General features: G+C 44.2%; 16 protein-coding genes and 1 tRNA gene. 7 read left to right on the top strand and 10 right to left on the bottom strand.

Annotation, left to right across the window (positions count from 1 at the left end):
- Nucleotides 1-68: 68 nt before the first annotated feature.
- A complete protein-coding gene (locus GVO62_RS02565) occupies nt 69-740 on the bottom strand; it encodes a nitroreductase (protein ID WP_159117605.1) in 672 nt (223 codons plus the stop codon).
- A gap of 233 nt (nt 741-973) precedes the next feature.
- On the opposite strand from GVO62_RS02565, the gene GVO62_RS02560 reads away from it, so the two are divergent.
- From GVO62_RS02560 to GVO62_RS02535, 6 genes are all read left to right on the top strand, one after another.
- Nucleotides 974-2,476, top strand: coding sequence for a catalase (locus GVO62_RS02560; protein WP_159117604.1), 1,503 nt, complete (start codon nt 974-976; stop codon nt 2,474-2,476).
- A 247-nt stretch (nt 2,477-2,723) separates the two neighbouring features.
- On the top strand, nt 2,724-4,250 hold the full coding sequence (locus GVO62_RS02555) for a response regulator (protein ID WP_159117603.1): 1,527 nt from the start codon (nt 2,724-2,726) through the stop codon (nt 4,248-4,250).
- Nucleotides 4,250-5,602, top strand: coding sequence for a sensor histidine kinase (locus tag GVO62_RS02550; RefSeq protein WP_159117602.1), 1,353 nt, complete (start codon nt 4,250-4,252; stop codon nt 5,600-5,602). The genes GVO62_RS02555 and GVO62_RS02550 overlap by 1 nt, the downstream gene beginning before the upstream one ends.
- Before the next feature lie 116 nt (nt 5,603-5,718).
- Nucleotides 5,719-6,573, top strand: a complete 855-nt coding sequence (locus tag GVO62_RS02545; protein ID WP_159117601.1) for an alpha/beta fold hydrolase — start codon at nt 5,719-5,721, stop codon at nt 6,571-6,573.
- Between the two features lie 453 nt (nt 6,574-7,026).
- Nucleotides 7,027-8,106: a type II toxin-antitoxin system RnlA family toxin gene (locus tag GVO62_RS02540; RefSeq protein ID WP_105929777.1), complete on the top strand. Its 1,080-nt coding sequence runs from the start codon at nt 7,027-7,029 to the stop codon at nt 8,104-8,106.
- A 5-nt stretch (nt 8,107-8,111) separates the two neighbouring features.
- Complete coding sequence (locus GVO62_RS02535) at nt 8,112-8,450, top strand: type II toxin-antitoxin system RnlB family antitoxin (protein ID WP_105929778.1); 339 nt, start codon at nt 8,112-8,114, stop codon at nt 8,448-8,450.
- Nucleotides 8,451-8,770: 320 nt separating this feature from the next.
- Here the strand turns inward: GVO62_RS02535 and GVO62_RS02530 are convergent, their stop codons facing one another.
- From GVO62_RS02530 to apbC, 9 genes are all read right to left on the bottom strand, one after another.
- A complete protein-coding gene (locus GVO62_RS02530) occupies nt 8,771-9,253 on the bottom strand; it encodes an HNH endonuclease (RefSeq protein WP_159117600.1) in 483 nt (160 codons plus the stop codon).
- A 125-nt stretch (nt 9,254-9,378) separates the two neighbouring features.
- The gene (locus GVO62_RS02520) at nt 9,379-11,115 is read right to left on the bottom strand and encodes a restriction endonuclease subunit S (protein WP_167390607.1); all 1,737 of its coding nucleotides are present in this window, start codon (nt 11,113-11,115) and stop codon (nt 9,379-9,381) included.
- On the bottom strand, nt 11,115-12,605 hold the full coding sequence (locus GVO62_RS02515) for an N-6 DNA methylase (protein WP_105929781.1): 1,491 nt from the start codon (nt 12,603-12,605) through the stop codon (nt 11,115-11,117). The genes GVO62_RS02520 and GVO62_RS02515 overlap by 1 nt, the downstream gene beginning before the upstream one ends.
- A 39-nt stretch (nt 12,606-12,644) precedes the next feature.
- Entirely contained in the window at nt 12,645-15,068 is a 2,424-nt protein-coding gene (gene hsdR / locus GVO62_RS02510) for an EcoAI/FtnUII family type I restriction enzme subunit R (RefSeq protein ID WP_105929782.1), read from the bottom strand.
- A gap of 4 nt (nt 15,069-15,072) precedes the next feature.
- Nucleotides 15,073-15,663: a hypothetical protein gene (locus GVO62_RS02505; protein WP_105929783.1), complete on the bottom strand. Its 591-nt coding sequence runs from the start codon at nt 15,661-15,663 to the stop codon at nt 15,073-15,075.
- Nucleotides 15,664-15,998: 335 nt separating this feature from the next.
- Nucleotides 15,999-16,075, bottom strand: a tRNA-Pro gene (locus tag GVO62_RS02500).
- A gap of 146 nt (nt 16,076-16,221) precedes the next feature.
- Entirely contained in the window at nt 16,222-17,658 is a 1,437-nt protein-coding gene (locus tag GVO62_RS02495) for an SLC13 family permease (RefSeq protein ID WP_159117599.1), read from the bottom strand.
- Between the two features lie 139 nt (nt 17,659-17,797).
- A complete protein-coding gene (dcd, locus tag GVO62_RS02490) occupies nt 17,798-18,391 on the bottom strand; it encodes a dCTP deaminase (protein WP_105929416.1) in 594 nt (197 codons plus the stop codon).
- Between the two features lie 195 nt (nt 18,392-18,586).
- A complete protein-coding gene (apbC, locus tag GVO62_RS02485; RefSeq protein ID WP_159117598.1) occupies nt 18,587-19,693 on the bottom strand; it encodes an iron-sulfur cluster carrier protein ApbC in 1,107 nt (368 codons plus the stop codon).
- A gap of 108 nt (nt 19,694-19,801) precedes the next feature.
- On the opposite strand from apbC, the gene metG reads away from it, so the two are divergent.
- On the top strand, nt 19,802-21,829 hold the full coding sequence (gene metG / locus GVO62_RS02480) for a methionine--tRNA ligase (RefSeq protein ID WP_159117597.1): 2,028 nt from the start codon (nt 19,802-19,804) through the stop codon (nt 21,827-21,829).
- Nucleotides 21,830-21,956: the final 127 nt, after the last annotated feature.

The following is a 21,956-nucleotide window of genomic DNA, read 5'->3' as shown; positions in this document are numbered from 1 at the left end:
GCTTTAGCGCCTTACACTAAAAATAAAAAGCCGTTTGAAAAAATCATCAAATTGGGGAAGTACCCTGTTTAAAACCCGTGATAAGTCACAAATTCTTCGTTATCGGCGCGAGTCGAACGAACGTCGTTTGCCGGAAAATCAGGGGCTGGATAGCCCAGTGCTATACAAATCATAATAGCTTCATCATCAGGGATGTTAGCATACTTATGTACCACTTCTGACTGCATTATGCCCTGCCCATTTATTACGCAGCCAAGCCCTAAATCCCAAGCAGCAAGAACAATACCGTAGGCCAAAGAGCCCAAGCCAAATTGCGTTATGCCCGCAGGCTCTAATGACTTATCGTAGGTCAGCACCAAAGAAACCGGTGCATCAAACTGGCGGAAACCGCGCATCATCCAATCCATGCGCTTTTCTTTGTCCTCTCGGGAAATACCCATTACATCGAACAATTGTATAGCCACATCAATTTGACGCTGACGATGAATGCCCTCGTAGTCTTCTTTGTAGGGAAAGTCTCGAACGTGGGGCTTACCTTCCAGTGTATTTTTGGTATTGCCCTCGCGAATCTTATCTAACACTTCACCTGTTACTGCGTGTATTTTCCATGTTTGCGTGTTGTATGAAGACGGCGCCCATTTGGCCGCATTAATTATTTTATCTACCGTTTCTTTGGTAACTGGTTGATTTGTAAACCCGCGAACGCTTTTTCTTGATGCTGCAAACTCTGCAAAATTCATGAACTTCCCTAACACATTAAATAGCTCTCGAAATGTAAAAATAGAGTAAACAGGAGTGGTGCTCGCTTCAATAGACTTATCAATAAATTAGGATTGTTTGTTTTTATAGATATATATAGAAGTTTATAAACCCTTTCGGTCAGCAACCCGTAGCAACAGCAAGTCATGAGTCAGACACGCATAGTGTTTATGGAAGTTTGGCTTTGCAAAAAAGCAATCAAAGGAGTTTACAAATGGCTAAGAAACCGCAGTTAACCACCTCCGCAGGTGCCCCTGTAGTAAGTAATGAGACCACAAAAACCGCAGGAGAGCGCGGCCCTGCACTCTTGCAAGATTATCAACTTATTGAAAAGCTAGCCCATCAAAACCGTGAGAGAATTCCTGAGCGAGTTGTTCATGCTAAAGGATGGGGAGCACAAGGCACATTTACCGTTACCCACAATATTACCGACTATACTTGCGCGGATATGTTTTCCGAGATAGGAAAACAAACCGAAGTCCTCAGCCGTTGGTCAACTGTAGCGGGAGAATCAGGTGCAGCAGATACCGAGCGGGATGTTCGAGGATTTAGCCTTAAATTCTATACTCAGCAAGGAAACTGGGACATGGTGGGCAATAACACCCCCGTTTTCTTTATCCGAGACGGCTATAAGTTTCCAGATTTCATTCGTACACAGAAGCGCCATCCGAAAACCAATCTTCGCTCACCAGAAGCTATGTTCGACTTTTGGGCCGGCCAACCAGAAAGTGTTCACCAAGTGACCATTTTAATGTCAGACCGTGGTATTCCCGTTTCCCCTATGCATATGAATGGCTATGGCAGTCACACCTTTAGCATGTGGAACAAAGACGGCAAGCGTTACTGGGTGAAATTTCACTTCAAAACGCAGCAAGGCATCAAAAACTACACCAATGAGACCTCTGAAAAGATCATTGGTAGTACCCGTGAGAAATATCAGGAAGAGCTGTACAACGCCATAGAAGAAGGTAACTACCCTAAATGGAAGATGTACATTCAGGCTATGCCAGAGGAGGAAGCCGGACAGCAAAGCTACAACCCTTTTGATTTGACAAAAGTTTGGCCCCATGAGGAATATCCACTGATAGAAGTGGGCGAGTTGGAAATGAACAAAAACCCGGAAAACTATTTCCAAATGGTTGAGAACGCAGCGTTCAGTCCATCTAATGTAGTGCCAGGTATTGGTTTCAGCCCCGACAAAATGCTTCAAGCTCGTGTTTTTGCCTATGCTGATGCACACAGATATCGCCTAGGCACGCACTACGAAGCGCTTCCGGCTAATGCGCCCAAAAATAGTAAAGTGAATCACTATCATAAAGATGGTGCTATGCGCTTTTTTACCAACGACTTTGGCAATCCTGATGCGTACTATGAGCCGAATCAATATGATGGGCCAGTTGCAGACTTTTCGGTAAAAGAGCCTCCGCTTCGTATAGACGGAGATGCCGACCGATATCATCAGGACGAATCTGACGTTGATTACGTGCAGCCTCGTAAGCTCTATGAAATGTTCTCAGACGACCAAAAGGAACGTTTATATAAGAACTACGCTGCCGCAATGGGCCCATGTTCTGATAGTGTAAAAGAGCGTTGGTATGCAGTTTTAGAGAAGGTTCATCCCGATTATGCTGCTGGCGTGAAAAATGCGGTAGAAAGTTTAGATACGGATGTAAATACCGTGCCCATTACCGAAAACACACCGATTGAAGACAGTTAATTAGTTAAACCACTGATTACGTTAATACTCTCTTGTCGCTTGGCATTTAAGCGACAAGGGCATTAACCCTATAAACCCTTCTACTCTATTATCCTGTTTCCCTTCTTATTTACTATAAATCGCGGCAAACCTTTTTAATGTAAATATTCAAACACATTGAACTTTAGAACAATTTAATTTTGCTTTAATTGCGACAATAGAAATTGTGACGTACTTTTAAATCATATCCAGTCTTGTTTTAAAACCTATGTCGCTATTTAAAAAATCAATAACTGAAGCTGTTTCTGTTCGTAAAGCGCCCTGGAAGATTGCCATCATAGACGATGAAGAAGGCGTACACGAAGTCACTAAACTGACTTTGCGGAAATTCACTTTCGAGGAACGGGGCGTTGAGTTTTTGTCTGCATATAGTGGTGAGGAGGGCCTTGCATTATTCGAAGCCCACCCTGATATTGCACTGGCGTTTGTAGATGTAGTGATGGAAACTGACGACGCAGGCTTAAAGCTTGTTGACGCCATAAGAAACGATTTAGACAACCACACGTCACGTCTCATACTACGAACAGGACAACCCGGCCAAGCACCCGAAGAAGAAGTTATACGAAGATACGACATCAACGATTACAAAGCTAAAACGGAACTTTCTTCATTAAAACTAAAGTCTTGCGTGTATACCGCAATAAGGTCTTATCGCGACATTCAAACCATCGAAAAGGGTAAACGCGGTATGGAGGATGTACTGAAGTCGTCCTCATCCGTACTGGCGAGCCAGTCATTGTCTCAGTTTGGTAGCGCCGTATTAAAACAGACACTCACGCTTTTAAATCTAGATAACTCAGTGCTTTATCTATCGACTCAACACACAGATCTCTATGGCGACACCACAATGACGGTATTAGGCGCTAGTGGCGATCTAGTAGGATTGTGTGAACCCGGTATTTCTAAAAAAATACCAGAGTCTATTGAGGAAAAAGTCAAAGAAGTACTTGCGAGTAAAACCCATTATCAATCTGAAGAACTCTTTATCGGCTACTACCCTACCGGAGAGAGCACACACAATATTTTATACGTTAAACTCAACAGCCCTCTCGATGCCCTACAGCGTAAAACCCTTGAAATGTTTGCTTCAAACGTGGCGATAATTTTTCAAAACCTCACGCAAAAAGAGGATATTCAGCAAACGCAAAAAGAACTCATCATGGTGCTGAGCGACGCAATTGAAATGCGTAGCAAAGAAACGGGGGGCCACGTAAAGCGCGTTATTCTTATGACAGAGTTCTTGTCAGAAAAACTGCACTTGAGTAAAGAATTTATCGAAACCATTCGATATGCTGCAGCCCTTCATGACGTGGGTAAAATAAGTATTCCAGAAACGATTTTGCATAAGCCAGGTAAGCTTGATCCAGAAGAGTGGGAAATAATGAAAACACACGCTCAACGAGGTTACGACCTTCTGGCGGGCTCTGACCGTATTGTGGCTAAGATGGGCGCTATCATCGCTAAAACGCACCACGAACGCTGGGATGGAAAGGGTTATCCTGATGGTCTGTCAAAGGACGAAATTCCTCTTGAGGGGCGCATTATGGCGATTGTTGATGTAGTTGATGCGCTTTTATCTAAGCGTTGTTACAAGCCTGCATGGAGTGAAGAAGAGGTAAAAGCTTATTTGCGTGAAAATGCAGGTAAACAATTCGACCCGCTTATTACGCATATCATGTTGGAGCATTTCGACAAAATTCAAGAAATTCGCGCATTGGAACCGGATGAAGAGTAATGAAAGAGTCTTTAGAACTTATATTACTGCGTGTTAGCCAAAGTGCTGACATTGATAAGGGAGAATTAAGCCCTGCTCTTAGGCTTATTATTAATTCTGTTTGTGAGGGCCTGCAAATCACCCGAGCGGGCATCTGGCTTTACGATGCTGAACAGACCCTCGTTGAGTGTGCGCTGCTGATTGATAAAAGCAATAACCTTGAGCAGGAAAGCCTGGTCTTAACGCGAAAAGACTTTCCTCACTATTTCGAGGCGCTAGATAGCGAAAGAACGATTGCGGCGCACGACGCAATTACAGACGTTGCAACTTTTGAATTTGCCGATGTGTATTTGAAGCCGCTTGGCATCTCCTCGATGTTAGATGTACCTATTCGCCATCGTGGAAAAATGGTTGGCATAATTTGTTGTGAACACCAGGGTGAAGCCCGAACATGGGAAGATGATGAGGTAGTGTTCGCTGCATCGCTGGCTGACCTTTACGGACGAGCAATAAGTGCGAACGAGCGTGCAGTATATGAAGCGAAACTTATACAAGCTAACCAGACGCTAGAACAAAACGTAAAAGACCGCACGGCAGCATTAGAAGCTGCGCAAGAAAAACTGATTGAATCGGAAAAAATGGCGGCATTGGGTAATTTGGTGGCAGGTATTGCTCATGAGGTCAATACGCCGCTAGGAATAGCATTAACGTCTGTTAGCAACTGTAAAGAAGAGCTTAAAGCAATATTTCGCGATTTTGAACAGGGTGAACTGACAGAACAGGGCTTTAAAGACTTTGAGGAAGTCTGCTCTGAAGGCCTTACACTTGCCGAAAATAGCCTTATGCGTGCAGCGAATTTGGTACAGGATTTTAAACGAACTTCTGCCGACCAAACTTCATTGGAAATTGAAAAGATAGCACTAGATGAATACATTCCGCGGGTATGCAACCCGCTTAAGCCTATGCTTCGCAAAGAGCAAGTGGAACTTTCAATTGATGTAACACCCGACTTGGTGATTACAACCTGCCCTGGGGTTATCGCACAAATACTGACGAATCTGATTTCAAATGCACAACGTCACGCCTTTGGGCCGTCTGTAAATAACGGTGGAAACAAAATCGCCGTGTCTTGCAGTAAAAAAGACAACGATATTGTTATAAGCGTAAGGGACAACGGCAAAGGCATTGCCGAAGAGTTTCACCGAAAAGTCTTTGAACCATTCTATACCACCGCTAGAGATAAGGGCGGCACAGGACTGGGCCTTCATATTTTATATAATCTAGTTCGGCAAAAATTTAATGGTGATATTAGCCTTTTATCGACACCTGGAGACGGTACTACGGTAACCGTATGTATCCCCGCTGAGGACTGAGCTTTCAACGACTCACTCAAATATTTCGGTTGATTCTAGAACTGTCGTGTTTGCGACAGTTTTTTATTCACCAGCAGGCCAAGCTAGGCACATTTAAGGAATTTGAGTGAGTAAAGATGCAGCTTAACCAGTGGCGTGATAATGGTCAGTTTTTAAATATTAACCATCAGCGCGTTTTCTATCAAACTGAGGGAAAGGGCCCAGTGCTGTTGCTCATTCACGGCTACCCCACCGCTAGCTTCGACTGGATAAAGCTATGGCCTGCACTCACAAAGGCGTTTCGTTGTGTAACACTCGACATGCTGGGGTTTGGTTTTAGCACTAAAGCACCTAAAAAATACCTCATTAAAGAACAAGCCGCCGTGATAAGCGCTTTAATGGAGCATTTAAAAGTTAGCCATGCCCACGTTCTATCCCACGATTACGGTGATACCGTAGCGCAAGAACTTTTGGCGCAACACCTGGAAAAAAGCCTTTCGTTTAGCATCAGTTCACTGCACCTTCTCAACGGCGGCCTATTTCCTGAAACACATCGCGCCTTACCTATTCAGAAACTACTGCTCTCTCCTATTGGTGGGCTACTCATTCGCTTTTTAAACAAAAACGCAATTAGAAAAAGCATGCACAATATTTTTGGCCGAAACACACCGCCTTCAAATAGAGATATCGATGACTTTTGGGCGCTTATTACTGAAAACAATGGTCACAAATATATGCATTTACTTTTAGACTATATGAAACAGCGGAAGCAGTACCGAGAGCGCTGGGTAGGTGCCTTACAAAATGCCAACGTTCCTATGCGACTCACCGCCGGCATAGCAGACCCAATTTCTGGCGCACACATGGTGGCACGATACAGAGCACTTATTCCGAATGCTGAGGTAGTTGAGCTTGCTGATATCGGGCATTATCCGCAGATCGAAAGTGCTGAGATGGTGTTGGGATCTGTTTTTGAATTTCTTGGAAATTGAATGCTTGGGTGTCGCTTCGAAGAGAGAAGTTGGTCGGTGTGAGAGGATTTGAACCTGATCTATAACCCAATCTCACACTTTATAAATATAAATTTTGACCAAACCTGACAAACGTCTTTGTGCCATGGACTGCTAGTCAAGACTCTATTTCTATCCGGCATGATTGTACGTTTAGCAGACTGTCGCTCTCGCTCGTTTTTTGGACATTTCCGAGTTACGGCACATAAAGCACTCTGACTATTTGAATTATATTGAGTATGGCAAATGAAGTCGAAAAACGCAGTCTGTTCATTATTCTTAATTTGCGACTCAAAATCGCCAACTCTCTGATTCAAGTCCTGATGGCCAGCATGTCAACCCCGTAGCCACAAGGTTTCTGGCTTTTTTACTATTGTGTCACTTTCATATAATATGCTCGCATTTGAGCCCAGCTACGCTCACAGGGAGTGATTAATGTCCGACTACAAAAATCTAAATCTCGATAGAGATGCAATTGATGCTCACGTAGCCAAGTTTTTAGAATGCAACAATATGGTACAAGATGGGGAGCCAACAGTAGTCGGAAAAGCAAAGCGATATAAATTCGGTTCTGCTGGATCGAAGTTCGCAATGGTAGACCTTTATCTCAACCAAGATGGTACGACAACCATTAACCACAAAATTGGCACCAATCAGGAACTAGGTGAACATTTTGCTGATTACTTGAAGGCAACTATCAATCCAGCAGAATTTGAATCTGTAAATCTGTCTATTGATGGAATCAGGGCAGAAGATTTCGATTCAGTAATTGCTTTCATCAATGATTCAGGTGAGTTTGAAATAGAAATCAATCGTGATGAGCCTGCGTGCAAGCAAATCACGCTTAAAAGCATTGCGCACCAAGACCAACTTAAATTAACGAGCCATAGAACCACTAGAAATATGCAAATACAGGGGAAGCCCTTATCTTGCTATCGGCGAGTGATTTTCATGCTAACCGATCTGTTAGATCTTAAAGCGCTTGCTCAAGTTCTCTACAAAAAGGACGATAATAGTGCAGAGATAGTTCGGACTGAAATGGCAGAAGATCACCTAAAGCGATTTTTTGTGAATAGTTACGAACAATTACCTGCGCAGGTTAAAAAGCTGTTGATTTCGAGTTGCTGTGTAAAACTTGCATCGCCTCAGCTTCCCGATTATTGCCTTCTGCTATACCCAGATCTCAGAGCGTTAGAAGGAGTATTGAAGCTACTTCTTGACAGCTATGGTATGTCTGTTGCTAACGCCGAACATGGTTTTGGTGATTTTTTTAATGTCGACACAAAAAGTGGACAGTGTACAATTAAGTCGGATTTCAGCGCCCAAATCGGTAATGGTGCAATGGAACGCGCTTTCAATGTCGGCTATAGTTTTTATAGGAAACATCGGCATACCTTATTTCATATGGAGGAGTTCGACGGCGGTAGCCGTTTAATATCAAATTTGGAGATGGCTATTAGTCTTTCAAACGATGCTTACAATGCCATTGATAATTTGTATACCGCTAGAACATAACAATTATGATCAAGAAGATACGCATTATAGGTGATATTGCTGTGGTTACTGCTACCCCAGACTTTCACCCTTTGCGTCAGTTAAAACAGCTAACCGTAGAACTCGATAACTTAAAGTTCGAGGGTATGGTTTTATTCGATTTGCTAGCCGTCAACGGCTTGGCAGAGAATCGCTTTGCATCCATGAAATTCTCCGAACGGAAATTCGATCGCTCTTCCTTCGCGCTTGAATCAGAAGTAAACGCAAATATCAAAGACGAACAAGACACCATGGCCAAACAGGATCAAACTTTCCTACTTGGCAGCGTCCTCTCATCCGAAGAAGTTGAAAAATTTACTCACTGATTTTTGCGTGTTCGTTCTTGCTCACATAACAACCCGTCGCCCCGTAAAGAGAAGTTAGGGGACAGGTCTTACTTCTTACTGTTCATTGCATTTGTATGTCAAAATCACCTAAACAGAGGTGTTTGAACTTTAGGTTGTAACTCATAAGGGGACATAAACGGGCTATATCTAAATGTCCGCTCCTTATGCAGACTATTGCGACTTAGCTAAAAAGTGACTGCAAATTGCTCATAGCGGTCAGTCAGGTTAGATTGCCTCCTCTGAACTATTAATGTCAGATCAGACATAATCGAGTACAGATAATTATGTACAGATAATTATTAACCTCTGTCATTCACATTAATCAGTGAACGCACTTGAGCAACAGCAGAGTCAAAGTCCTTCAAAGCTTTATCGACAACTTTTTCAACCTCAGATTTCAAGGCTGTATTAGTGCCATTTGGTGGCATTAGCGACAACCATTCTTCAATATTCGAACGACGCTGCTCAAATATCGAGCTCTTACCTGACTTTTTGCTGAGAAAAGTTAACCAGTCCTCTTCTCGTTTTTCATCACCATTACAACGAGCACACGCCAATACATGGTTATGAATACTGTTACTTCCGCCCTCTGCCGACGGTATCAGGTGGTCAACGTGACCAGTTCTTGAACTGCGCTCAATTTCAACCCCGCAGTAAGCGCACTTGGACTCAAAATATGTCCACAACGAATCAACTTCACTTTTCTTTGGGTGTTGGTCATAGATAGCCCAAAGGCATCTCTTGATTTTATTTTTGGCCATTGATGGAGTGTCTTTAGCCATAATCATCCCCACTTAACATAAGCACCCATTCCTAATAAGACCGGCCATACTCAACTTAACTAACTGTATTCATTAATTTTTAACTTTAACAGCCTCGACAAAGTAGCCATTCAGTGACCAAAAACTTAGCTTGCTTGCTTAACAAAAGCTTCTGAAATATCGAGTTGTACCTTCTGTACCATTTTTAGCTTGCTTTTGAGAGCATCACACAACGCTATTAACTCTTCGACTTTGGTTACAATACGCTCTTGTTCAGGTAACGGTGGCAATGGGAATAACATTTTGGCAATAGCGGATGCAGGCATCTGTTGAATAACTGCACCCGACTTTTCATCAGCGACCTGTTTCCAATAGGCTGCACTATCAAAGAACACCTTCTTGAACGACACAATGTTAGAATTAATTGCTCTTATTATTAACATCTGAGCATTTATAAAGCCGGTATTGTATTCATCACTCTTCAAAAACATTGCTGTTTTTCCAACACTACCTCGCAATAAAACTACAATATCCTCGTGCCGCAACTTTCCACTATTCAGTGACTCGAACTTTTCTTTCGTAATGAATCTCAAGTCTGACCCAAATGCTAAAAATCCATCTTCAATGTCTGGTGCACCAAAAAATGGAACCCCCTTGCCAACCAGATCACTTCCGCTTGGATATTTACTGCTCCTGTCGCCATTTTCGAAACATGCAATATCAGCAAGTCGACACCACTCCCACCCATCAGGCAGATCAAACGGCTTTTCATCGTCAGCAATTGGCGGCAATGGCTTCTGCTTTTTGATTTTTTTATCTTTGATGAGCTGTTCTTTTTCAGCCGCGATACGCTCCAGCAGTTTTGATGCGGGTTCGTCGTTAGGGTCTTGTTTGACGAGTTTGCCCATTACGGCGAGCTGCAGGATGGTTTGCTTTAGCTGGTCGATGCTGTCTTCGGTTGCAAACAGTACATCGGAGTGTTCGCTGATGCGTTGCCAGCTATCATTGAGATCATCGGCATCCTTGGCGTTTGTAAGCGTCTCTAGCAGCGTTTTGACCAGTAGTTGATGTGCTTCAATACTGCTTTTGGTTTTTGACTCCAACTGGTCACACAGGGCCATTAGCTCATCGACTTTGGCGACGATGCGTTTTTGTTCTTCAATAGGTGGTAGCGGATGAACTATTTTTTCCATTCGCTCCTTAGTCATGTGAATCATGGCAATACCACTTCCACTTGCCTTAATTCTTTCTGATATAGCTTGCAAAAAAATCTTAGAAAAATGCTTGTCCAAACACTCCTCGGAAAATATGTCCATCTTCCAAATATGGTAATGATAAATCACCCTTCCACCCTGCCAGATGAATGGTCCAAATGAAGCAGACCATGCATAGATTAAATCGCCATCATCTATGTATTTCTCTGGTTCCAACTCAAGATCAGAGTAGTACCAATCATTTGAAGTGAATAGGTTACCAACTCGCAGTATCGGCGTACCTTCCTCAAGCATTTCATTTTTCTTGTATGCTCTACCGTTTATCACGTGAATTAAGTCTTCTAAGCTTGCTTCCATCCACTCTGGCGGGTATTCGAAGAATCGCTCAGGTTGAATATTTTTCTTTGAACGTGATTTTTTTAGAACCCCGCTATCAATTAGCTCCGCTTTTACATTCTTTGATCTGTTTAAAAGCTCTGATGCGGGTTCGTCGGTGGGGTCTTGTGGCACCAATTTACCGCGCACCGCCAACTCCAAAATCAGCTCACGCAGTTTTTTAATGCCATACAACTCAAGTTTATTTGAACTGCCTCGACCTGACGCCGATTTGGTTTTTATAGCCGAGGTCCAAATATCAATATTATCGGTAATTAGCTGTTCAACTGACATTAGACATTACCCTCTTTGCCTGTTACTGAACCGCCAGATGATAGTGCCCCAGACAAGATGCCTTTAAGCTGGTCACGCAGTGCTTGTATCTCATTTTGTTGGGTTTGATATTGTGCTAGCAACTCTTCTGGATCATGACTGACCTGCTCATCCTCATGCGGATTTTTTATGTCCAGGTTAAAGTTACGCTGGATGACTTCCTCAATCGATACTTTCCACGCATGCTCATTTTCAACGCGGCTGGCAAAACCATCTTCTTCACTGCCCCACCAGTCGATTTCGGTCTGAAATTCTTCAAACTTCATCGGCTTGGTTTTGGAATAGTTTTTCACACCCTTGGGGTACGGATGCTCATAGAACCAGATGTCTTTAGTGGGTTGACCTTTGGTGAAAAACAGTAGGTTGGTTTTAATGCCTGTATAGGGGTTAAATACGCCATTAGGTAACCGCACAATGGTATGCAAGTTACACTCCTCAGTGAGCAGCTTTTTAATTTTAGTTTTTACACCTTCACCAAATAGCGTACCGTCAGGTAACACCACTGCAGCGCGTCCTCCGTCTTTTAACACCTCTACAATCAACTGCAAGAACAAATCTGCAGTTTCACGGGTTTGCATCTCAGAGGGAAAGTTTTTCTCAATGCCATCTTCCTCTGTACCACCAAAGGGTGGATTGGTCACGATGACATCAAAGTCAGCGTCCCAGCTTGATAATGGCTTATTGAGCGTATTGTCATGCTTAATTTGAACTGGCACTTCAATACCATGCAGCATCATATTGGTAGTTGCCAGCAGGTGTGGTAACTGCTTTTTTTCCACTCCATGAATTTGTTTTTGTAGCGTTTGATGGTCGCTACCGGTTTTAACGTAGTTAGTTTTAATGTGGTCAACACTGCATGCTAGAAACCCGCCTGTACCGCACGCAGGGTCGAACACTTGTTCGCCCAGTTTTGGGTCAACTCGATTAACGATAAAGCGCGTGACTGCCCTCGGTGTATAGAACTCACCTGCGTTGCCTGCGCTTTGCAAGTCACGAAGGATTTGTTCGTAAATATCACCAAACAGATGTCGTTCTTTTGAGTCAGTGAAATCCACTTCGTTGAGTTTATTAATCACCTGGCGAAGCAGTGTGCCGTTTTTCATATAATTAAAGGCATCACTAAATGCTTCACGTACCACAAAACCACGTGGATTTTTGTCAATCGGGGCGGTTAAGTTTTTCAGCGTTGGAAACAAATCATCGTTTACGAATTCCATCAACTCATCACCAGTTATTCCCTGCTCATCTGCGGCCCAGTTACGCCAAAGATACTGTTCTGGGATAGGTTCACGGTAATCATCCAATTCAAGCTCAAGCTCTTCTTCCTGGGCATCAAATATTTTAAGGAACAGTAACCAGGACATTTGCCCCAAACGCTGCGCATCACCGTCGACACCAGCATCTTTGCGCATAATGTCCTGAATCGATTTAATGACTGTACTGACTGACATCTCTTCTCTCTTATTTTATTTGGTTAGCAGGCAAAAAGCTTAGGCACTTTTATCGGTGGCACGGTAAATAGCCTGCTCTAATTCGGTAATAGCTTCGTCGTATTGTTTGCGACCACCAAAGCCTTTTTTGACAATTTCAGTGACCGAGCCAATGTCGGTAAATGGCTGCACTTTGATAGTTTGCAGGTTCTCGACTTCCAGTACACCTGCATCGGCATACTTATCTAGCAGCTTATCCAGAACCTGCTGTGCCTGTTCAGAATACTTAGTAAAGTAGTTACGTTTTTTGACGTTATTTGCTCGCTCTTTGCGCGTAAGTGGCGGTTGGTCAAATGCAACGTGACATATCATGTCAAAGGGGTCGATACCCTCACCAACTTCTTGTTCCAGTGCTTCCCACAAAATGCCTTCACCGGCAAGCTCATCGATAATAGTTTGCTTGCGTTCCGTGTCGTTCCATCTGCGCACAAAATCATCCAGCGATGCAAACTGTTTGGATAAGGTTTTTCGGGTATAGTCCTTAAAAGACTCGGTGACCAATTTGCCATCGGTATCATAATACTGAACGCGCTCCGCAACTTTACTAACCGTGACACCGTTTACGTGATACTTGCGTACCGCTTCACCCCCATCGTCATCACCGCCAGTCCAGTCGCCACCGTCAATGGGCCCAGAGTCATTAGGGTAACCATCTTGTTCATCAAACCCTTGCCCATCTTCATTATCGTTATCGATGTCATCGATGATGTCGTCAAAGCCAGAATCCGGATCATTAATGTCATCAGGCTTGGTTGTGATGATTTTTTCGGGAATACCGTCAAAGCGTTCATCGGCAAACAACTCGGTGGCTTTTTTGAAATCTAATATGGTGAACCAGAGTTTGCCGTATTTATCATCAATACGTGTACCCCGCCCAATGATTTGCTTGAACTTGGTCATGGACTGAATGTTCTGATCCAGTACCACCAGCTTACAGGTTTTGGCGTCCACGCCGGTTGTCATGAGCTCTGATGTGGTGGCAATAACTGGGTAGGCTTTCTTGGGATTTATGAAGTTATCAAGTTGCGCCTTGCCCACTTCATCATCGCCGGTTATTTTCATCACATACTTTTCGTTTTTTGCGACTTGCTCTGGATTGCAGTTCACCAAAGCACGACGCATACGCTCGGCATGGTCAATGTCGTTACAAAAGACGATTGTTTTAGCCATTGGGTCGGTGCGCTTAAGGTAATTAGTAATGGTTTGCGCAACCAACTGCGTGCGCTCGTCAATAACCATGGTGCGGTCAAAGTCCTTTTGGTTGTAAACCCTGTCCTCAATTTCATTACCCAGCTTGTCCACCTGTCCTTTAGTGGGTCGCCACCCCTGAAGGTCAACATCAATGTCCACTCTCACCACTTTGTATGGTGCAAGAAAGCCATCCTCAATGCCTTCTTTAAGCGAGTACATGTATACCGGCTCGCCGAAGTAGTCGATATTACTAACTTCTTCGGTTTCTTTAGGTGTTGCGGTTAAGCCTATTTGGGTTGCCCCACTGAAGTACTCAAGGATTTCACGCCACGCGCTGTCTTCTGCTGCACTACCACGGTGACACTCATCGATAATAATCAGGTCGAAGAAGTCTGGATCGACTTGTTTGTATGCTTTTTGAGATTCTTCAGGGCCCGTTAACGCTTGATATAAAGCAAGGTGCACTTCATAAGCAGGGTCAATTTTTCTGCCTGTTATTTTGGTCATTGCCTGACCGAAGGGCTGGAAGTCATTAATGCGTGTTTGGTCAACGAGGACATTACGATCTGCCAAAAACAAGATGCGTTTTTTAGCTTTAGCCTTCCATAATCGCCAGATGATTTGAAAGGCAGTGTAGGTTTTACCGGTACCCGTTGCCATGACGAGCAAGATGCGGTTTTGTCCTGCAGATACTGCCTCAACTGTTTTGTTGATGGCCTGAAGCTGATAATAGCGAGGTGACTTACCGCTGCCATCATCATAGTAATCCTGGGTAATGATGGGCAACTGTGCGTCGTTAAACCCTTTGAATGCTAAATACTTTGCCCACAACTCAGCAGGCGAAGGAAACGCATCTAACGACAGTTCTGATTCAAGTTGGTTGGGATTGGTTTTATCATGAAATACAAACCCATCACCGTTACTGGCAAACACAAAAGGCACATCGAGTAACCTGGCATAATCCAGCCCTTGCTGAATACCTTTGCCCACTTCATGCTTATTCGCTTTTGCTTCAATTACGGCCAGTGGAATGGATGGTTTGTGATACAAGACAATGTCAGCAGACTTGACTGTTTTACGTGCTGCAGCCATACCGCGAACAATAACCTTACCGTCGCGTAGTTTGACCTCTTGGCGGATCTGGGTCATATCGTCCCACCCTGCTTTTTTAACTGCAGGCAGCAAGAACTTAGTGATGATGTCGGTTTCTGAGAGTACTTTTTTATCAATCATTTCCTTATGCCTCCGCATCACTTGGCGTTACCGCCCGTGAGTTTTCCATTTCAAGACGATACTCGAATTCAGTGTCGCTTTCTATTTCATGAATTTCTAAACCGTCAAACGCGTCATAGGGGACCCATTCTCCATTGCGGCGCAACAACATCAGGGTTGCGCTTACGTAAAACTTCTTTCCAGAGTAAACACGATTTGGGTCCTGCTCTCCATCATATTCGAATGCAATCTCAATAAAGAGGTCGCCTTTAGAATCGGCATATGCGGCGTCGAGTACCTCAAGATTTTCTACCGTGAAATTTGATGCATTGGTCATCGCTATTTCACTTGATAAGTGAGATTCTAATACTTCTTCGAAGTGTGTAAACACATTATCTTCATAAATAACTTCTGCTAAGTCTGATGTACCCAATGCAGCCTTCATCAACCGAGCATCTGTGGGGTTACGTTTAGCGACGGTTTGTAATTCGTGGTAATTACTGAAGCCATGCTGGCCGGCAATCAACTCTAGAGCTTGGGCTCTTGAAAGACCATAAGCACGTTGTAGGGATTTAGATTGTGACTTTAGGATATTTAAAAACGAGTAATTAGACATATCATCATACCTAACGACGCGTCACCTTGCGGATGGTAGCTTGCTAACCCGACGCGCCTCAGCTTAATGATACAGTCGGAAGTATATGTATATGATGGTGCAAAGCTTTACCCGTGCAAGCGGTAGGCGCCCATCAACGCTAGAGCACGATATAACACTTTAGGCTAATTGCAAACTATTTATTGAAAAAAATGAGCAGTTTGACTTCCGATTAAGCGGCAACAAGTTAGTCGACGAGGCACAAAAGACATCTTTTTGAATTGGCTACTAATTGGCTACTAGCGCTTGAAATGAGTAAACGAGAAATGGACAGATACGCTGGGGAGCAGAGAAGTTGGTCGGTGTGAGAGGATTTGAACCTCCGACCCCTGACACCCCATGACAGTGCGCTACCAGGCTGCGCTACACACCGACCGAAAGAGCGAGTAATACTACTCATATTTGTTCACAATGCAACGAGAATTAACAATAAGCCTGTTTAAGCGCTCAAATGCTAACCATCTTTGCTTGTTTCTACGGCAAATCACGTAGTTACTACTTTCTTAATGCCACGTTTTATCAGGCTAGCGTTACGTAACACACCGCAGTGACTACTAAAGCCACCAGCACGTTTAGCATTATGCCTTCTCTCGCCATGGTTTTTATATCGAACTTTTCTGTCGAATATGCAATGGCGTTAGGTGCGGTTGCTACTGGCAACATGAAGGCACAACTTGCGCTTATGGCAGCGGGGATCATAAGTAGCTTGGGGTCTACGCCCACCGCAATACCAGCGGCGGCGAGGATTGGCATAAGCAAGGTAGAGGTTGCAGTATTAGAGGTAATTTCAGTAAGAAACGTAACAAACAAGCAAATACCAAGAACAAGCAGTAACACAGGTAAGGTGGCAAGACCGGTTAACCAAGAACCCATTAAAACGCTTAGACCCGATGACATAAAGGCTTTGGCAATACAAATACCGCCAGCGAACAACAGCAACATACCCCATGGAATATCATTCGCCGTTTCCCAATCAAGCAACTTGTCGTTGTTGCCTTTTGCGTCTACTTCGCCATTATCGTTTCCGCTGTTGGTAAAGAACATAGCAGCAACACCTGCTACAGCAATAGTGCTGTCGCTGATTGTAGTTACGCCAATCCAAGCTGTCCAAAAAGGTCTGAAAATCCACGCCAACGCTACGGTGCCAAATATAGCAAGCACACGCTTTTCGGCCTTCGTCCAAGTGCCTGGCACGGGCAAATCTATGTTGCCCACTTCTTTTATACCGCGCGCTAACCAGAAGGCCATGACAGGCACACCTAAAATTACAATTGGTACACCGGTTTTCATCCAGTCAAGAAAGCTGTATTCAATACCTTGAGTCTCTTCATACACGCTCATAAAGATTATGTTAGGTGGCGTTCCAATTGGTGTCCCTACCCCGCCCAAGCTTGCCGAATAGGCAATACCTAGAATGAGTGCCACCCCAAATCGCGGGTTATCTACAGCGTTGATAATAGCAATGGCCATAGGAAGCATCATAAGTACTGTGGCCGTATTGCTGATCCACATGCTCAATACGGCAGTGGTTAACATAAAACCCAACACCAGTTTAAGGGGGCTGCCGCTGCCCGTTATACGTAGCATGTAAATCGCAAATCGCTTGTGCAAGTTAGCGCGCTCCAGCCCTTTTGACAGCATAAAGGCAGCCATAAGTAGGATAATTACGTGACTTCCTAGCGCTGACGCAGCCTCGCTGTGAGACAACACGCCAAATAAGGGGAACAGTGCAAAAGGTAATAGTGAGGTAGCTGGAATGGGAAGCGCTTCGGTTACCCAAAGCACCGCTACAAATAACGTGATGGCAGCAGTAAAAATAATGTCGCTTGGCTGGTCAATAGCCCACAAGCCTAAGCCACTTAGGACGGAGGCAAACAACGCAAATAGGATAATGCTGTTCTTGCGTGTTGGCTTTCGTTGTTGAATTTCTGAAGAGGGTTCAGGGTTTGTGTGCATAGCGCTTCCCACTACTGATAGCTTTATTATAAGTACTCGGGCTTTAACCCTTGTTATCGCTTATCTATTTTCTATCAGTATTTAACGGGAAACGCACGAGGCTTTTCCAAAAAAATCTTGTTTTTTCAGGTTGTATTTCTTACTTGCTCTGGTCATCCGACGAGATGCGGCTTGCTACTGCGCCAGCTTGGCCTTTGTATTTAGCATCGACCCTTGCATTGTAAGGCTTTTCAGCTGGCGCCGATAACACCTCAAAACTCAGCGCTCCAATTTTCATTTTAGGGCGAAGCGCTAACGGCAGTTTACCGCTATTGTAAAATTCAAGTACGATATTGCCAGACCAACCCGGATCAATTCTATGCGCGGTAACGTGCACCATTAAACCTAACCGAGCAAGCGATGAGCGCCCGTCTAGCCAACCGACAATATTGTCTGGCAACGTGACTGATTCATGTGTTATTGCAAGTGCTAGTTCACCTGGGTGTAGAAAGAAGGCTTTACCCTCTTCTAACACAATTTCATCGCTCATCACGTGGTCCAGCGCTTCTTGAACTTGAATTTTTGGGCCACTCAAATCGATAAACGGTGCTTGGTGATCTTCAAACACTCGAAATTTGTTACCTAATCGGATATCCACCGTTACACCGCTAATCTGATCGTAGTCAGGTGTAGGGTCGATTTTAATTTTTCCATCTTGTAGATGTTGGTAGATATCGCGGTCGCACAAGCGCATGGTGTAATCCTCATTTCATTAGGCCGCTATTATGCGGATGTCACTGCTTGCATTCAACTGCTCAAAGGCTTGTTTTACTTGCTTTTGTGCAATTTTTAAAAAGTTTTAGCTAATTTTGAATTTACACCCTTTAATAGGCGCTCGTTCCTTCTGCATCTGCTTCAAAAACTAGGCATTCATGACTAATCTTTTAATCTATGCCTTCCCTACTATACCTATCGGATCGCCTTTTATATGTTTAGCAGCCCCTTTTCGCGGCTCAACGGTCAAGGCTAGCTGCATAGACAGTGCTCGCGCTGCCTCGCGATAGCTTTCACTCAAGTCGCTTTCAGGTGAGGAAACTAATAAAGGCGTTCCAGCATCACCATGCTCGCGTATATGAATATCAAGTGGAAGCTGACCTAAAAGAGGCAGGCCGTGACGTTCGGCAAGCGCCTCGCCACCGTCTTTTGAAAACACGTAATCTCTTGTTCCGCAAGCTCTGCATTGGTAATAGCTCATGTTTTCGATAAGCCCTAGCACCGGCACGTTTACTTTTTCAAACATGCTTATGCCTTTTTGAGCATCCGCCAGTGCTAAATCCTGCGGCGTAGTAACTACCACAGATGCAGTTAGCGGCACTTGCTGAGCCATAGTAAGTTGAATATCGCCGGTACCTGGCGGCATATCGACAATTAAGTAATCGAGTACAGGCCACAACGTTTCATCTAATAACTGCTTGAGCGCTCGGCTTGCCATAGGGCCGCGCCATACTGCGGCATCTTCCTGAGGAACTAAATAACCAATAGAGTTCGCCACCAGCCCATGTGCCATAAGTGGCTGCATGTGCTTGTTGTCTTCACTTTCAGGGTGTGCATCAGGGTTGCCCAACATAATGGGAATAGACGGCCCATAAATATCGGCATCTAAAATACCCACCTTTGCGCCTTCCTGCATAAGTGCAAATGCTAAATTAATACTCGTTGTGGACTTACCTACCCCACCTTTGCCCGAGGCTACCGCAATGATGTTTTTAATATTGGTAACCGGTGCTACTTCAGTTTCGCCACTTGCCACCACCTGTTTAAACGTGAGCTGGTCAGCACCGAGCTTCCCTTTTAGCTGCGTGAGCACTTCTTGCTTAAGAGTGTTTAATTGGGTAGCAATACAAAATGGCAAGGTAACTGTAACGCCCGCATCTTCTTTTTCTGGCTGACTAAAAGCACACCATGACAAAGTATCGTCAACATCTAATGAAAAATACTTGGCCAAAATAGCAGCAACTTTTTTAGTTAACGGCTCTGCTTTGCGAGAAAAGAACATAAAATGCCTTACTAGTAGTAGAATTGTGTGAATTACGTAATGCAAAAAACGCGGTTTTCCGCTAGTATTTGCAGCCATTTTGAAACGCAAAGAATCAATAACGTCATTATGTCAGAAAAACGCCGAATTCTGGTAACCAGTGCGTTGCCATACGCAAATGGCTCTATTCATTTAGGCCACTTGCTAGAACACATTCAAACCGATATCTGGACTCGTTTTCAGCGCCTTCGCGGAAACGAATGTTACAGTGTTTGCGCAGACGATGCACACGGTACGCCGGTTATGCTTAAAGCCCAGGAGCTTGGCATTACACCAGAAGAAATGGTGGCAAGAACCCGTGCTGAACATCACCAAGACCTTGTTGATTTTCACGTTAACTACGACAACTACTATGTAACCCATTCGCCAGAAAACAAGGCGCTGTGTGAAGAAATTTACACACGCTTAGATAACGCGGGCTACATCAGTAAGCGCACCATTAACCAATTGTTCGACCCTGAAAAAGAAATGTTCTTGCCGGATCGTTTCGTTAAGGGTACGTGCCCAAGCTGCGGCGCAGAAGATCAAAACGGTGACAGCTGTGACGTATGTGGTGCAACTTACAGCCCAACTGAAGTGAAAAACCCGCGCAGCGTTGTATCTGGTGCGACACCGGTACTACGTGAGTCTGAGCACTTCTTCTTTGACCTACCAAAATTTGAAGGCATGCTTAAGGAGTGGATCCGCTCTGGTGCCCTTCAAGAAGAAATGGCAAACAAGCTACAAGAGTGGTTCACCGAAGGTCTTCAGCAGTGGGACATCAGCCGTGATGCGCCTTACTTTGGATTTGAAATTCCAGGTGCGCCTAACAAGTTCTTCTACGTATGGGTAGATGCGCCGGTTGGCTACATGGCGAGTTTCAAAAACTTCTGCGACCAGAACAACCTAGAGTTTGATGACTTCTGGAAGGCCGACTCTGAAGCAGAGCTTTACCACTTTATTGGTAAAGATATTACCTATTTCCACTGTCTGTTCTGGCCTGCCATGCTAGAAGGCGCGGGATACCGCAAACCAACTGGTGTAAACATTCACGGCTTCGTCACCGTGAACGGTGCGAAAATGTCAAAGTCGCGCGGTACTTTTATTAAAGGCCGTACTTACCTTGACCATCTTAATCCAGAATATCTGCGCTATTACTTTGCGTCTAAGTTAGGCGACGGTGTTACCGACATCGACCTAAACTTTACTGACTTTGCACAAAAAGTGAATTCAGACCTTGTAGGTAAAGTGGTTAACATAGCAAGCCGCTGTGCAAGCTTTATTACCAAGCGTTTCGACGGCAAATTATCTGACAACGTGATAGAACCTGAATTGATTGTTGAGTTCCAAAACGCGTCTGAAAGTATTGCTGCCCTTTTCGAAAAGCGTAAGTATCACCAAGCTGTACGTGAAATTATGGCCCTTGCAGATAAAGCAAACCAGTTCATTGATAACAACGCACCTTGGGTAACCATTAAAGACGAAACCAAGCAGCAATTTACACACGATGTGTGCTCGCTCGGTATTAACATGTTCCGTCTGTTGGTCATTTACTTGAAGCCTGTGCTTCCTGTTCTTGCAGAAAAAGCAGAAGAATTCTTAAACGATAAGTTCGACTGGAATTCACTGCAAACCCTATTAAAAGGCCACGCCATCAATAAGTTTAAGCCAATGATGCAGCGTGTAGAAATGGAGAAAATTGACGCCATGGTTGAAGATTCAAAAGAAAGCCTAGCGCCAGCTGCACCCGCTATCGACCCAGAAAGCCCGCTAGCTAAAGATCCTATCAGCGACACTATCTCGTTTGATGATTTCGCAAAGGTTGATTTGCGTATTGCACGTATCGCTAACGCTGAGCACGTAGAAAAAGCTGACAAGCTTCTGCGCTTAGAGCTAGATTTAGGCGGCGAAACTAAACAAGTTTTCGCTGGTATTAAGTCGGCCTACTCACCAGAAGCGCTTATCGGTAAGCATACGGTGATGGTTGCGAACTTGGCCCCTCGAAAAATGCGCTTTGGTATGAGTGAAGGCATGGTATTAGCCGCTGGTCCTGGCGGCGACGAGCTATACATTCTTGAGCCGCACGAAGGTGCAAAGCCTGGTATGCGCGTTAAGTAAGGTACTTTAAGAAATATATAGCGTTTGGGCTTTTATCAAGAGCGCCCTTGCCCATCCATTAATAAAAGCCACGAGAGTTTCAAATGTCGTGGCTTTTTTATTTTGTGCTTTTTTATTTTGTGCTTTT

The sequence above is a fragment of the Alteromonas sp. KUL150 genome, assembly GCF_009811475.1.
GTDB classification, from domain to species: domain Bacteria; phylum Pseudomonadota; class Gammaproteobacteria; order Enterobacterales; family Alteromonadaceae; genus Alteromonas; species Alteromonas gracilis.
This window is presented reverse-complemented; position numbering and strand designations above follow the sequence as displayed.

Coding starts and splice junctions, on each gene's coding strand:
- hsdR (WP_105929782.1), bottom strand. CDS start 15,068: ATGATTGATAAAAAAGTACTCTCAGAAACCGACATCATCACTAAGTTC.
- apbC (WP_159117598.1), bottom strand. CDS start 19,693: ATGTTCTTTTCTCGCAAAGCAGAGCCGTTAACTAAAAAAGTTGCTGCT.
- GVO62_RS02555 (WP_159117603.1), top strand. CDS start 2,724: ATGTCGCTATTTAAAAAATCAATAACTGAAGCTGTTTCTGTTCGTAAA.
- metG (WP_159117597.1), top strand. CDS start 19,802: ATGTCAGAAAAACGCCGAATTCTGGTAACCAGTGCGTTGCCATACGCA.
- GVO62_RS02560 (WP_159117604.1), top strand. CDS start 974: ATGGCTAAGAAACCGCAGTTAACCACCTCCGCAGGTGCCCCTGTAGTA.
- GVO62_RS02505 (WP_105929783.1), bottom strand. CDS start 15,663: ATGTCTAATTACTCGTTTTTAAATATCCTAAAGTCACAATCTAAATCC.
- GVO62_RS02535 (WP_105929778.1), top strand. CDS start 8,112: ATGATCAAGAAGATACGCATTATAGGTGATATTGCTGTGGTTACTGCT.
- GVO62_RS02520 (WP_167390607.1), bottom strand. CDS start 11,115: ATGTCAGTTGAACAGCTAATTACCGATAATATTGATATTTGGACCTCG.
- dcd (WP_105929416.1), bottom strand. CDS start 18,391: ATGCGCTTGTGCGACCGCGATATCTACCAACATCTACAAGATGGAAAA.
- GVO62_RS02545 (WP_159117601.1), top strand. CDS start 5,719: ATGCAGCTTAACCAGTGGCGTGATAATGGTCAGTTTTTAAATATTAAC.
- GVO62_RS02550 (WP_159117602.1), top strand. CDS start 4,250: ATGAAAGAGTCTTTAGAACTTATATTACTGCGTGTTAGCCAAAGTGCT.
- GVO62_RS02515 (WP_105929781.1), bottom strand. CDS start 12,605: ATGTCAGTCAGTACAGTCATTAAATCGATTCAGGACATTATGCGCAAA.
- GVO62_RS02540 (WP_105929777.1), top strand. CDS start 7,027: ATGTCCGACTACAAAAATCTAAATCTCGATAGAGATGCAATTGATGCT.
- GVO62_RS02565 (WP_159117605.1), bottom strand. CDS start 740: ATGAATTTTGCAGAGTTTGCAGCATCAAGAAAAAGCGTTCGCGGGTTT.
- GVO62_RS02495 (WP_159117599.1), bottom strand. CDS start 17,658: ATGCACACAAACCCTGAACCCTCTTCAGAAATTCAACAACGAAAGCCA.
- GVO62_RS02530 (WP_159117600.1), bottom strand. CDS start 9,253: ATGGCTAAAGACACTCCATCAATGGCCAAAAATAAAATCAAGAGATGC.